The sequence below is a fragment of the Rhizobium sp. WSM1328 genome (genome assembly GCF_057653715.1).
This window is the reverse complement of record NZ_CM172788.1, coordinates 4,172,724-4,185,637: the sequence shown is the minus strand read 5'-3', so window position 1 is coordinate 4,185,637 and position 12,914 is coordinate 4,172,724. Positions and strand designations below refer to the sequence as shown.

Below are 12,914 nucleotides of genomic sequence, written 5' to 3'. Positions count from 1 at the left end.
GCGCCGAAGACATGCGGCAAACAAAGACCTGAATTCCGGCAAGCGAATCTGAAAGATCGCGGCGCGCTTTAGGCGGGATCAGCTGCTTTCCGCGGCAACGACATCAAGCGATCTGTAGAGATCGATATAACGTCCGGCGACGATATCCCAGGAATAGCCGCGGGCGGCGTCGAGAAGCTCGGTGCGAACGGTCTCCGGCTGGCGCGAAAGGCCTTCATAGGCCGCTTCGATCGCCGTGGCGGCGCTCTCAGGATTGGTGAAATCGGCAAGCATGATTGCGGGATGCCGGGCGGCAAGCGTCGCAAAGGCATCGTTGGCGTTCAGCACCGGCAGGAGGCCGGCGCTCATCGCCTCCAGCGCCACCAGGCCGAAACCTTCATATTCCGAGGCGGAGGCGAAGAGCGAGGCTTCTGCGATGATGCGCCGGATGGTGTCGTTCTCGGGCGACACATGCAAGGTGACGCGGCCGGAAAGATGACGGCTTTCGATTGCGCCTTCGACATCCGCCCGGTTCAGGTCGGATTCGGCGCCGACAATGTCGAGATGCCATTCCGGGTCGCGGGTCTTCAGCTTGGCCATCGCATCGAGCAGGTGATCCAGCCGTTTGTTTACCGAAAACCGGCCGATCGTGACGATGCGGCGCTTTGCCCGACGCGAAGCGGTGTCGGCGAATTTGGCGATATCAGCGCCATTTTCGATCAGAAGGCTGTCGGGCACGATCTCGGAAAACTGCTTGAGGTCGGAGGCGCTGCAGCAGACGACGCGGCGGTAAGCCATCGCCGAAGCGCGGGTCAGCGTCCGGAACCAGATCTTCTTGATCGTCGCGTATTTCCGCGTGTGGAAGAAGCCGCCATGAGTGGTGACGATCATCGGCTTGCCGTGCAGCAGCCGGCCCCAGGCGAGCGCATCGAAGAAGAAGTCGATGGCATGGACATGGACGAGATCGGCATCGGCGAGATGGCGGAAAACCTCAGGCGCCAGCGGATAACGGCTGGTGCCGAACCAGGGAATGCGCACCACCTCGATACCGTCGATACCTTCGCGAGGCGGCAGCTTATCCTCTGGGGCGGTGAAGAGCGAATCCAGCGTGACGACGCGCACGCGATAACCGCGGCGTACCGTCTGGCGGGCGAGATTGGCGACCACGTCTTCGAGGCCGCCGCGGTTGGGCAGGAACTGGCGCACGACATGGACGATCAGCGGGGCTGTTTCCAACTGCGGCTTCGCGCGCGCCCAATCTGCCTCGACGATCGACATTTTCCACCTATCGCTGCACGTGCCGGCCTGCGCTGACGCGGGCCCGTGATAGCAACGACCAGACATGCCCGGCGTTAAGGCGCGGTTTAGGCGACGTCCTGCCAAGGCGATTCTTCGCGAAAAAGGTTAACCGTGTCTGACGGGGATTCAGAGCGTTTCCGTTTTTCTCGAATCACGGAAACGCTCTATCTCTTTTGTTTCACGCAATTCCGGACGCAAAACCGCTGCGCACTTTTGCTGGAATTGCTCTAGAACGCCTTGAAGGTTAGCGTCGTCAGCGAGCGGATGATGCCGGGAATATTGGCGATGTTGTCGTTGATGAATTTGCCGATATCCTGGCCTTCCTCGATATAGACCTTCAGCAGCAGATCGTAGTCGCCGCTGGTCGAATAGAGCTCCGAGACCAGTTCGGTCTGGTAGATGGCGTCGGCGACATCATAGGTCTTGCCGGGTGCGCATTGGAGCTGGACGAAGATCGGCTTCATGGAGATTTCCTGCAAAGTTGTTTGGATCGCATAATGGTCGAAAGCGCCATGCCGATGCAAGCCGTTCGTCACGCAGTCAGATTGGCGGCCGCTTCGGCGATGATCCAGTCGCGAAAGGCGGCAAGTGGCGCATAATCGGCACGCTCGGGCGGAAAGGCGAGATAATAGCGCTCGCGGCTCTCCATTTCACGGTCGACAGCGGCGACGAGATCGCCGCGCCTGATCTCCTCCTGCATCAGGAATGTCGGCAGCAGGGCGACGCCGAGGCCGGCGATCGCCGCCTGCGCGGCGGTGGCGAACTGATCGAAGAGCATGCCGTGCACATTTTCGAAGGAAACGCCGTTGCCGGCGAACCATTGCTCCCAGGCGTCAGGGCGCGTCGTCAGGTGCAAAAGCGGAGCAGCGAGCAGATCCTCTGGCGCTTTGATCGCATATCGCTTCAGAAAATCCGGACTGCAGGCCGGCACCGTGCGCTCCGACATCAGAAGCGCGAGTTCGGCGCCCGGCCAGTGCGGGTGGCCGAAATGGATGGCGGCGTCGATCGAATCGAGGCGAAAGTCGAAAGGCGAAAGCCGGGTCACCAGATTGATGGTCACGCCGGGATTGGCGACGAGAAAGCGTCCCAGGCGCGGCGCCAGCCAGCGCGTGCCGAAGGTCGGCAGGATGGCGAGATTGAGCGTGCCGCCATGCGGATTGGCGCGCAGGTTCAGCGAGGCGCTCGATATCCGCCGCAGCGCTTCGCGAATCTCGCGGGCATATCCGTCACCGGCAAGCGTCAGCAGCATGGTCTGGCGTTCGCGCAGGAAGAGCTCGACGCCAAGCTGCTCCTCCAGCGCGCTGACCTGGCGGCTGACGGCGCTCTGCGTCAGATCGAGTTCGCGCGCCGCTGCCGTCACGCTGCCGGTGCGGGCAACCGCCTCGAAGGCGGCGAGATGCGAGATCGATGGCAGAAAACGTCTAGACGTCAGCATGGTCATTCCGTTTCAGAATGGGCTATTTCCGAAATAGCGATATTTGCCGCTTTCTGGCGCGTGTAAAGAGGTTCATCCTGCAAAAACGGAATGAGCCGGAGTTTCCCAATGCCGCAAGCCTTCGTTTCCCCAGACCGCATCCGATCACTGTTTACCGAGTCGATGTCGCAGATGTACCGGGCGGAGGTGCCGCAATACGGCACGCTGATCGAACTGGTGGCGGATGTGAATGCCGGCTGCCTCGAAAACGATCCTGACCTGCGCGATCGCCTGGCCCGCGCCGGCGAGCTGGAGCGCATCGATGTCGAGCGTCACGGCGCTATAAGGCTCGGTACGGCCGACGAGCTTTTCACCATCCGCCGGCTGTTTGCGGTCATGGGCATGCAGCCGGTCGGCTACTACGATCTTTCGGTCGCCGGCGTGCCGGTTCATTCCACCAGCTTCCGGCCGATCGACGAGGCAGCACTCAACGTCAATCCATTCCGCGTCTTCACCTCGCTGCTGCGACTGGAACTGATCGAGGACGAAGGGCTGCGCGGCGAAGCCGAAGCCATTCTGGCGAAACGGCGGATCTACACGCCGCGCGCCGTCGCGCTGATCGAGCGCCACGAGCAGAACCGCGGCCTGACCGAGGCGGAAGCGACGGAATTCGTCGCCGAGGCGTTGGAAACCTTCCGCTGGCATGGCGAAGCGACAGTCAGCGCCGACACCTACAAGCGCCTGCACGACGCCCATCGGCTGATCGCCGACGTCGTCAGCTTCAAGGGACCGCACATCAACCATCTGACGCCGCGCACGCTCGATATCGACGCCGTCCAGGCCCGCATGCCGGAACGCGGCATCACGCCGAAGGCTGTCATCGAAGGGCCGCCGCGCCGTCATTGCGATATCCTGCTGCGACAGACGAGCTTCAAGGCGCTGGAAGAAACGATCGCCTTTTCCGATGATGACGGTGCGATTCAAGGGACACATACCGCCCGCTTCGGGGAGATCGAACAGCGCGGCGTGGCGTTGACGGCGAAGGGCCGGGTGCTCTACGACCAACTGCTCGCCTCGGTTCGCGGCGAGGTGCAGGTGGGCGCCGGCGGCGCCAAGGCCGGCGCCTACGATCACGAACTCGCTGCGCGTTTCAAGGCACTGCCGGATAGTTGGGACGAGCTGCGCAGGGCGGGTCTGGCCTTCTTCCGCTATTCCGCGACGCCTGCGGGCATTGTCGCCGCGGCCGGCAGCACGCTGCCCGGCGATCCGGAGGCGCTGATCGCCAAGGGTTATCTCGCCTTCACCCCGATCGTCTACGAAGACTTCCTGCCCGTCAGCGCGGCCGGCATCTTCCAGTCGAACCTCGGTACCGACCAGCAGCAGAACTATGCGACCCGCTCGAACCGTGACGCCTTCGAGGCAGCACTCGGTGCTGCCGTTCAGGACGAGCTGGCGCTTTACGCCGAACGCCAGGCCGCATCGCTGGATTCGGCGCTGGCCGCGCTCGGCCTTGCGGGCCTGCCGTTGAAGACCGTTGCGTGAAATGGCAGGTTCAACACTTTCTTTTTTGCATTAGAGTATCCGCGATTTCGCTCTGATCGGACTGAGCCATGCTGAATGATCCGCGCTCCCACGGCCTCTGGGAAAAGACAGCGCCCGAAGCGCCGACGACCTCGCCTCTCGACGGCGCGGTATCGGCCGACGTCGTCATCGTCGGCGGCGGTTACACCGGCCTCTCTTCCGCCCTGCATCTTGCCGAAGCCGGGTCGAAGGTGGTGTTGCTGGAGGCGAAGGAGATCGGCTTCGGCGGTGCCGGGCGCAATGTCGGGCTGATCAATGCCGGCATGTGGGTGATGCCGAACGATCTGCCCGGCGTGCTCGGCCCGGTGCATGGCGAACGTCTGCTCGATCTGCTCGGCAATGCGCCGAAGCTGGTCATGGAGCTGATCGACAAACATCAGATTGCCTGCGAACTCGAACGGAACGGCACGCTGCATTGCGCGGTCGGCGCGGGCGGTCTGAAGGAGATCGAGGATCGCGCGGCGCAATGGTCTGCCCGCGGCGCAGCCGTGACGCTGCTCGACGCGGCGGAGACGGCAAAACGCATCGGCAGCGATGCCTATTCGGGTTCGCTGCTCGACAAACGCGCCGGCACGCTGCAGCCGCTTGCCTATGCGCGCGGCCTTGCCCATGCCGCCGTCAAGGCCGGCGTCGCCATTCACACATCCAGCCCGGTCATCGCGACGGAGCGCAATGGCAGCCGCTGGACCGTGAAGACGGCAAGCGGCGAGGTCAGCGCGGAGTGGATCATCGTTGCAACGGATGCCTACAGTACCGGCCCGTGGGAACAGGTGCGCAGCGAACAGGTGCATCTGCCCTATTTCAATTTCGCCACCGTGCCGCTGGGCCACAATCTGCGCCAGTCGATCCTGCCTGGGCGAGAAGGCGCATGGGATACCAAGGAAATCCTCTCCTCCTTCCGCATGGACCAGGCCGGCCGTCTCGTTTTCGGCAGTGTCGGGGCGCTGCGCAATACCGGACTGGCCGTACACAAGGGCTGGGCCAAACGCGCATTGAAGCGGCTCTTCCCTGTAATCGGCGACGTCGAATTCGAGTGTGAATGGTATGGCCAGATCGGCATGACCGACAATGCGCTGCCGCGCTTCCACAAGTTCGCACCTGGTGTCGTCGGCTTTTCGGGCTACAATGGCCGCGGCATTGCCCCCGGTACGGTCTTCGGCCGTACGCTGGCGGAGCATATCCTCGGCCGGCTTCCGGAAGCCGATCTGCCGTTGCCGCTGACTTCGCCCACCGAGCCAAGCTTCCGTGCACTCAAGGAAATATGGTACGAAGCCGGCGCTCAGGTCGCCCATTTCGCCGATGCCCGCTTCTGAGAAGCGATGCACGCTTCTGAGAATAATAAGATTGGAAACACGACAATGACCATCGCCGTCCTCGATCTCGCCACCGAAACCGCCAAGCTGCTTGCCGAACTCGGCGTCGATGCCGGCCGCTATCACGGCGGCACGCTTTCCGTCACCTCGCCGGTCACCGGCAAGGAAATCGGCAAACTCAGGGAACATTCCGTTTCCGAGACGAAGGCGGCGATCGAAGCGGCGCATCAGGCCTTCCTCGAATGGCGTGCCGTGCCGGCGCCGAAGCGCGGCGAACTGGTCCGCCTGCTGGGCGAGGAACTGCGCGCCTCCAAGGCGGCGCTCGGCCGTCTCGTTTCGATCGAGGTTGGCAAGATCACTTCGGAAGGTCTGGGCGAAGTGCAGGAGATGATCGACATCTGCGATTTCGCGGTCGGCCTTTCCCGTCAGCTTTACGGCCTGACGATCGCCACTGAGCGATCCGAGCACCGGATGATGGAAAGCTGGCATCCGCTCGGCGTGATCGGCATCATCTCCGCCTTCAACTTCCCTGTTGCCGTCTGGTCGTGGAATGCCGCACTTGCGATGGTCTGCGGCAATTCCACCGTCTGGAAGCCCTCGGAAAAGACGCCGTTGACGGCGCTTGCCGTGCAGGCGCTGTTCGAAAAGGCGCTGAAGCGTTTCGTCGCCGAGGGCGGTAGCGCACCGGCCAATCTGTCGACGCTGATCATCGGCGGCCGCGAGGTCGGCGAAGTGCTGGTCGATCATCCGAAGATCCCGCTGGTTTCCGCCACCGGCTCGACGGCCATGGGCCGCGCTGTCGGTCCGCGCCTGTCGCAGCGTTTTGCCCGCGCCATTCTCGAACTCGGCGGCAACAATGCGGCGATCGTCTGCCCGTCGGCCGATCTCGACCTGACGCTGCGCGGCGTTGCCTTCTCCGCCATGGGTACGGCCGGCCAGCGCTGCACGACGCTGCGCCGTCTCTTCGTCCACGAGAGCGTCTACGATCAGCTGGTGCCTAGACTGCAGAAGGCCTACGGCTCCGTCACCATCGGCAATCCGCTCGAAACCGGCACGCTTGTAGGACCGTTGATCGACGGCCAGGCTTTTAAAAACATGCAGGCAGCGCTTGGCGAGGCGAAGTCGGCCGGCGGCACGGTGATCGGAGGCGACCGCGTCGAAAGCGGTTCGACCGAGGCTTTCTACGTTCGCCCGGCGCTCGTGGAAATGCCTGATCAGACCGGACCGGTGGAGCACGAGACCTTCGCGCCGATCCTCTATGTGATGAAATACAGCGATTTCGACGAGGTGCTGGCGCTGCACAATGCCGTGCCGCAGGGGCTGTCGTCGTCGATCTTCACCAACGACATGCGCGAGGCCGAAACCTTCGTCTCCGCCCGCGGTTCGGATTGCGGCATCGCCAACGTCAACCTCGGGCCATCGGGCGCCGAGATCGGCGGCGCCTTTGGCGGCGAGAAGGAGACCGGCGGCGGCCGTGAATCCGGCTCGGATGCCTGGAAGGCCTATATGCGCCGCTCCACCAACACGATCAATTACGGCAGGACGCTGCCGCTGGCGCAGGGCGTCAAGTTCGACGTCGAATAAGCTGGCGGCAAAAGGCTGCAAAAGAGAGGCGGCGCTCGGGAAGCGCCGCCTTTTTTGACAAATCGAGATTTATTCCCCTGTAATATGAAATATTTAGTCAAGATATTGTGATGGCTTTTCCGACCAAGCCAAACTTGAAATCGGCAGTCAGGAAAAATATACGCCTCTCATCGCCCTTGGAGAGCTCGGGTGACATCGTCACGGAGGCCATCATGAAAATTGCTCTTAACCGTTTTTCGCTCGCGCTTGCCGCTTCGCTTCTCTCCGCCACCGCGCTCGCAGGCAGCGCCCAAGCGCAGGACGAAGGTCTCGTCGTTTACAATGCCCAGCACGAAAGCCTCGGCCGCGAATGGATCGACGCCTTCTCCAAGGAGACCGGCATCAAGGTCACCATGCGCCAGGGCAGCGACATGCAGTTCGCCAACCAGATCATCCAGGAAGGCGACGCCTCCCCGGCGGATGTCTTCCTGACCGAAAATTCGCCGGCAATGACGCTGGTCGATGGCGCGGGCCTCTTCGCCCCCATCGAAAAGGAAACGCTGGATCAGGTTCCGGATCAGTATCGCCCGGCTGACGGCATGTGGACCGGCATTGCCGCCCGTACCACCGTTTTTGCCTATGACAAGACCAAGCTCACCGAAGACAAGCTGCCGAAGTCGATGCTCGATCTGGCAGATCCCGCCTGGAAGGGCCGCTGGGGTGCAGCACCTGCCGGTGCAGACTTCCAGGCCATCGTCGCTGCCCTGCTGCAGCTCAAGGGCGAAGATGCCACCAAGGCATGGCTGAAGGGCCTGAAAGACAATGCCACGCCCTACAAGGGCAACAGCGTCGCGATGAAGGCCGTCAATTCAGGCGAAGTCGAAGGCGCTGTTATCTATCACTATTATTGGTTCGGCGATCAGGCCAAAACAGGCGAGAACAGCAAGAATGTTGGTCTGCACTACTTCAAGAACCAGGATCCGGGCGCTTTCGTCAGCGTTTCGGGTGGCGGCATCCTGAAGTCCACGCAGCACATGAAGGAAGCCCAGGCTTTCCTGAAGTTCCTGACAAGCAAGGCCGGCCAGGCAGTCCTCAAGGCCGGCGATTCCTATGAATATGCCATCGGCAAGGATGCGCCCTCCAACGACAAGCTCACTCCGCTTGCCGATCTCAATGCCCCGAAGGTCGAAGCTTCGACCCTCGACAGCAAGAAAGTCGTGGAGCTGATGACGGCTGCCGGCCTGATCTAAAGCGTGGCGCGCCACACTTTAGATCTTTCGTTTTCCGCATGTCGTCGTCGCAAAACCGCGGCACACTTTTGCGCGACATGCTTAGACCTTTCTGCCGCAGGCGTCTTCCGGCCAAAACTATTGCATTTGGCTCAAGAAAACCTTAGGGCATGACGATATCCGGCAACCGCCTTTCAAAGGCGGTTGCCTTCCTTTTTCAGCGTGTAAAGGCATCGGCCTTGCTGCAGGACAACAGATTGCTCGCATCCGGCAACCAGGCGCCGGTCGCGCCGAGGGCCACGCGAATGGCTTTGCCGCGCGGACGCATGCCGCACGCTTCGGTGATCCTCCTCGCAACCGTCGTCGCGATCTTCAGTCTCGTGCCGCTCGGCTTCATCGGCTGGGTAACCTACGATGTCGGCTGGGAAACGGTGAAGGCCCTGGTCTTCCGGCCACGCGTCGGCGAACTTCTCGTCAATACGATTCTTCTGGAATCGATCACCATCCCGGTGTCGATCGCGCTTGCGGTGACGCTCGCCTGGCTGACCGAGCGGACGGACATTCCTTTCGGCCGGCTCTGGGCCTGGCTGGCGATCGCTCCGCTCGCCGTGCCTGCCTTCGTGCACAGCTATGCCTGGGTCAGCCTCGTTCCCGGCATGCGCGGCCTGCAGAGCGGTGTCTTCGTCTCGGTCATCGCCTATTATCCGTTCCTCTACCTGCCGGTCGCCGCAGCGCTGCGCCGTCTCGATCCGGCTATCGAGGATGCCGCGGCCTCGCTGGGCCTCAATCCCTGGCGCGTCTTCTTCCGCGCCGTGCTGCCGCAGCTCAGGCTCGCCATCTGCGGCGGTTCTCTGCTGATCGCGCTGCATCTGCTTTCGGAGTACGGCCTGTTCGTGATGATCCGGTTCGACACGTTCGCGACGGCGATCGTCGACCAGTTCCAGTCCTCCTACAACAGCCCGGCCTCCAACATGCTCGGCGGCGTGCTCGTCGCCTGCTGTCTTTTTCTGCTCGGATTCGAGGTGTTGGTGCGCGGCAACGAACGTTATGCCCGCGTCGGCGCGGGTTCGCCACGCCCGACGGACCGCCGCCGCCTGGGCTGGTTGGTGGTGCCCGCCGTTTTGCTGCCTGTCCTCCTGGCGGTTCTGACGCTCGGCGTCCCGTTGGTGACGCTTGGCCGCTGGCTCTATCTCGGCGGCACCGATATCTGGCGCATCGAGGTCGGCAGCGCCTTCCTGCAGACGATCGTGCTTGCCGTCGTCGGCGGCGTGCTGGCGACGATTGCGGCAGCACCGATGGCCTGGCTTTCCGTGCGGGCGCCCGGCCGCCTCCAGCGCGTGCTCGAAGCCTGCCACTATTATGTCGGCTCGCTGCCGGGCGTCGTCGTGGCGCTGGCGCTGGTGACCATCACCGTGCGTCTCGTGCTGCCGCTCTATCAGACCTTCGCAACGCTGCTCGTCGCCTATGTGATGCTTTTCCTGCCGCGCGCCATGGTCGGGCTGCGTGCCAGCATCGCCCAAGCGCCGGTGGAACTGGAGCGCGCCGCGATGGGTCTCGGCCGCACCCCGGGCCAGGCGGTGCGGCAGATCACCATGCGGCTTGCCGCACCCGGAGCGGCTGCCAGCGTCGCGCTGGCCGCACTCGGCATCACCAATGAACTCACGGCGACACTGATGCTGTCGCCCAACGGCGTCGACACGCTGGCGACGAAATTCTGGTCGCTGACCAGCGAGATCGATTATGTCTCGGCCGCCCCCTACGCCTTCATGATGGTCGTGCTGTCACTGCCGCTCACCCTGATGCTCTATACCCAATCGAAACGGACCGCCGGCCAATGACGCTGCTCACGATCGAAAACATCAGCAAGCGCTATGGCCCCGTCCAGGCGCTGAAGGATATTTCGCTCGAAGTCTCGGCCGGAAGCCGCACGGCCGTCGTCGGCCCGTCCGGTTCAGGCAAGACGACGCTGTTGCGCATCATTGCCGGCTTCGAGCAACCCGATGTCGGCAGGGTGACGCTGGACGGCGACCTGCTCGCGGACGGTCCGGCGACAGTACCGGCGCATAAACGCGGCATCGGCATCGTCTCGCAGGACGGCGCGCTGTTTCCGCACTTAAGCGTTGCAGAAAATATCGGCTTCGGCTTCGAACGAAGGGCAGCCGATCGCGAGAAGCGCATCGTCGAGTTGCTCGATATGGTCGAACTCGACCGCGGCATGCTGGCGCGGCGTCCGCATCAGCTTTCCGGCGGGCAGCAGCAGCGCGTGGCGCTCGCCCGCGCGCTCGGCCGTAAGCCGCGGCTGATGCTGCTCGACGAACCTTTCTCGGCACTCGATACCGGCCTGCGTGAAAATATGCGCAAGGCGGTTGCGCGCGTGCTGCAGGCGGCCGGCATCACCACCATTCTCGTCACCCATGATCAGGAAGAGGCTCTGACCTTTGCCGATCAGGTCGCGGTTCTGAGGGAGGGACGGCTGATCCAGGCCGGGTCGCCGCAATCCTTGTACCTGCATCCGCGCGATCGCGAGACGGCACTGTTTCTCGGCGATGCCGTGCTGCTTCCCGCCATCATCCGCAACGGCTTGGCAGACTGCGCCCTTGGCCATGTCGCCGTCGAAGGCAGCCGTCAGGGCAAGGCGGAGATCATGCTGCGTCCCGAGCAGATTCGCGTCGTTGCCGATGAAGGCGATCGCAACTATGGCGGGCGTGTCGTCGAAGTGGAATTCGGCGGCGCAGTCTGCACCGTCGCCGTCTCGCTCGAAGGTGTGGCGTTGCCGCCGATCCTTATCAAGACCTCGAGCGTCGCTCTTCCGGCGCGGGGAGACCTCGTTCGCCTCGATATCGCCGGCAAGGCGCATGTCTTCGAGAACTGATACCATGCGACAGCTCTAAAGCGCGTCACGATCTTTCAGATTCGCTCCTCGCACTTTAGGCCTTTGTTTTTACGCATGTCGTTGTCGCAAAACCGCTGTACACTTTTGCGCGGCATGCTCTGGACCTAGCCGACCTTGCGTACCACTTCTTCGGGCTCGATGCCTTCGAGCCAGCCACCGGTAAAGCCGGCGCGCTCGAGCCCGAGGCGGATGACCGGCGATTGCCGCATCAGTTTCCAGATGAAATCCGAACGGTCGTTCTCGATGGTCATGACGACAAGGCCCTGGTCGATGCCGACGGTGCGGTCGTCGACCCAGCCTTCCGGCCGCTTGGTCTTGACCGTCGGATTGAAGCCGCCGGGAAAACCGCCTTCCAAGAGCAGGTTCGGATAGGTGGTCAGAAGCGCCTTGGTGCCGTCGAGAGCCGCCTGCTTGTCGTAGGGCAGGCAGGCAAGGGCTGCCCAGGGTGCGATCGTGCCGTCATCCGGGCCGAGCGGCGCTCCGCGGGCGGCGTAACCCAGAACCTTCGGCTGGCGGCCGCCACGCATGCGCCGTGTCGGCGGCGGGCCGTCACAGGCAGAGAAACCCCAGATATTCCTGTTGTAGCCGACGAACTGGCCGGGATTGCGTTCGGCATAGTCACGCTGGACGTTGATCATCACCTGCGTGTTGCGGAAATAGTCCCAGTTTCGCTCCGCCATCGGCTTGTCCTGAATGGTGCGGAAATCGATCCAGGCATGCGAGAAGAGGTGGATGAACAGCGGCCCGGCATAGAGATAGGACTGCTCGCCATGCAGCATCCAGGAATAGCTTGACGTAAAGGCGTCGTAGCTCGATTGCGGTATCGGGTGCGTCGGCGAAGCGAGCGCCAGCGTATAGAGGATGATCGCCTCGTCGAAGCCATGGTAGCGCCAGCGCAAGAAGCCGGAAGAGGGCTTCCAACCCATGGCAATGGTGTCGCCCTTGTTCAGCGCCCAGCGCCAGTCGACGCGCTCGTAGATGAAGGTCGCGAGTTCCCGGATTTCGGTTTCCGTCTCGTCGTCTTCCCGATTGAAATATTGCGCAGCCGTCAGGATGCCGGCGACGAGCAGCGCCGTGTCGATGGTCGAAAGCTCGCTGTTCCAGGCGCGATGGCCGGTATCCATGTGCAGGAAATGGTAGAAGAAACCGCGGTGGCCGGTCGCGTGGCGTTCCTCGCCCTGGCGCGCCTCGGCAAAGAACCGCAGCGTGTTGACCGTGCGTTCGGCTGCCTCCTCGCGGCTGATCCATAAACGCTCGACACCAACAGGATAAGAGGAAAGCGCAAAGCCGACGGCTGCGATGCTGCACGGAACCCCGCCGATCGACGTATCCGCCACCAGGCCATTTTCGGGATTGGTATATTTCAGGAAGTACTTGAACGCCGAATGCTGCAGCCTGTCGACGAGTGCTGCATCAATGTCTTCAATCCGTTGCAGCATAGGCTCCTACCCAACTGTTGCATCGCCCCATGCTTCAACATGGGGGCCGTCCCCGGGCAAATCAAACCTTTTTGATTCGCAAGGATAAGAGAACACAAAAGGGTGGAATCGGTCGTTAATAATTATCGGCAAAATAATATCTAGCAGAAGTCATATAAGCGGTGCAGCAAAAAAGACGGTCCGCGCGCCACCGGCGCGGGTTAT

At 62.5% G+C, this 12,914-nt stretch carries 10 protein-coding genes; 6 read left to right on the top strand and 4 right to left on the bottom strand.

The genetic code is table 11. The annotated features are described in order from the left end of the window. Positions 1–78: 78 nt before the first annotated feature. The 3 genes from AC2444_RS20825 to AC2444_RS20815 form a co-directional block, all read right to left on the bottom strand. Positions 79–1,257, bottom strand: a complete 1,179-nt coding sequence (locus AC2444_RS20825; protein WP_012759410.1) for a glycosyltransferase family 4 protein — start codon at positions 1,255–1,257, stop codon at positions 79–81. A gap of 248 nt (positions 1,258–1,505) precedes the next feature. Then, entirely contained in the window at positions 1,506–1,742 is a 237-nt protein-coding gene (locus tag AC2444_RS20820; protein WP_012759409.1) for an Lrp/AsnC ligand binding domain-containing protein, read from the bottom strand. Positions 1,743–1,810: 68 nt separating this feature from the next. Then, positions 1,811–2,719 carry a LysR family transcriptional regulator gene (locus AC2444_RS20815; protein WP_041935595.1) on the bottom strand — a complete coding sequence of 303 codons (909 nt, stop codon included), beginning with the start codon at positions 2,717–2,719 and terminating at the stop codon, positions 1,811–1,813. Positions 2,720–2,803: 84 nt separating this feature from the next. Between AC2444_RS20815 and hglS the strand changes: the two genes are divergently transcribed. The 6 genes from hglS (at position 2,804) to AC2444_RS20785 (ending at position 11,250) form a co-directional block, all read left to right on the top strand. Beyond that, on the top strand, positions 2,804–4,234 hold the full coding sequence (gene hglS, locus AC2444_RS20810) for a 2-oxoadipate dioxygenase/decarboxylase HglS (protein ID WP_041935594.1): 1,431 nt from the start codon (positions 2,804–2,806) through the stop codon (positions 4,232–4,234). A gap of 68 nt (positions 4,235–4,302) precedes the next feature. Next, entirely contained in the window at positions 4,303–5,586 is a 1,284-nt protein-coding gene (locus AC2444_RS20805; RefSeq protein WP_012759406.1) for an NAD(P)/FAD-dependent oxidoreductase, read from the top strand. A 45-nt stretch (positions 5,587–5,631) separates the two neighbouring features. Further along, positions 5,632–7,170 carry an L-piperidine-6-carboxylate dehydrogenase gene (amaB, locus tag AC2444_RS20800; RefSeq protein ID WP_128448911.1) on the top strand — a complete coding sequence of 513 codons (1,539 nt, stop codon included), beginning with the start codon at positions 5,632–5,634 and terminating at the stop codon, positions 7,168–7,170. 212 nt (positions 7,171–7,382) lie between these two features. Then, complete coding sequence (locus AC2444_RS20795; protein ID WP_012759404.1) at positions 7,383–8,399, top strand: iron ABC transporter substrate-binding protein; 1,017 nt, start codon at positions 7,383–7,385, stop codon at positions 8,397–8,399. A 149-nt stretch (positions 8,400–8,548) separates the two neighbouring features. Then, complete coding sequence (locus tag AC2444_RS20790) at positions 8,549–10,216, top strand: ABC transporter permease (protein ID WP_041935593.1); 1,668 nt, start codon at positions 8,549–8,551, stop codon at positions 10,214–10,216. After that, the gene (locus AC2444_RS20785; protein ID WP_012759402.1) at positions 10,213–11,250 is read left to right on the top strand and encodes an ABC transporter ATP-binding protein; all 1,038 of its coding nucleotides are present in this window, start codon (positions 10,213–10,215) and stop codon (positions 11,248–11,250) included. The genes AC2444_RS20790 and AC2444_RS20785 overlap by 4 nt, the downstream gene beginning before the upstream one ends. A gap of 125 nt (positions 11,251–11,375) precedes the next feature. Here AC2444_RS20785 and AC2444_RS20780 read toward each other — a convergent pair whose 3' ends face one another. Next, positions 11,376–12,710 carry a glucoamylase family protein gene (locus tag AC2444_RS20780; protein WP_012759401.1) on the bottom strand — a complete coding sequence of 445 codons (1,335 nt, stop codon included), beginning with the start codon at positions 12,708–12,710 and terminating at the stop codon, positions 11,376–11,378. Between the last annotated feature and the right edge of the window lie 204 nt (positions 12,711–12,914).